We start from the raw sequence: 519 nt of genomic DNA, 5'->3' as shown, positions 1-519 counted from the left end.
GGTCTCTGAGGCCGACAATATAGAATTGGCCATCGCGCACCTTTTGTTCGGCAACGATGATGCCCGGCTGGGTCCCCAGTCGCGACACATAGGCCTGCCAGCGCTCCGCCTCGCGTTCTTCGGGGCTTACATCACGGACCCTGGAGATATCGAATTCCGGTCCGCCTGCCGAAAGCTGTCGGGCGGCTGCGCGCGCCCGATCTATCCAGGTATCGGGAGCCTCACCCTCGGCAACGATGCGATCCTCGACGATCGAAAGCCGAACCGATTTCGGTGGGGTCAGCGACGCCATCAGCCGCTTCAGCACGAACTCCGGCTCAAGGCTCTGATAGAATTGCCACTGTGAATGAACGCGGGCGGGATCGACCTGCGTTCCGGACAGCAGAGCCTGTGGGTCGGCGGCAAGCGGGTCTCTGAGGCCGACAATATAGAATTGGCCATCGCGCACCTTTTGTTCGGCAACGATGATGCCCGGCTGGGTCCCCAGTCGCGACACATAGGCCTGCCAGCGCTCCGCCT

General features: G+C 62.2%; 1 pseudogene. It reads right to left on the bottom strand.

The annotated features are described in order from the left end of the window. Positions 1-519: pseudogene (locus D3227_RS40645) on the bottom strand (OmpA family protein); the annotation flags it as partial.

The sequence above is a fragment of the Mesorhizobium waimense genome, from assembly GCF_003601975.1.
GTDB classification, from domain to species: Bacteria; Pseudomonadota; Alphaproteobacteria; order Rhizobiales; family Rhizobiaceae; genus Mesorhizobium; species Mesorhizobium waimense.
The sequence above is the reverse complement of the archived record's forward strand: the minus strand, read 5'-3'. Positions and strand labels throughout refer to the sequence as shown.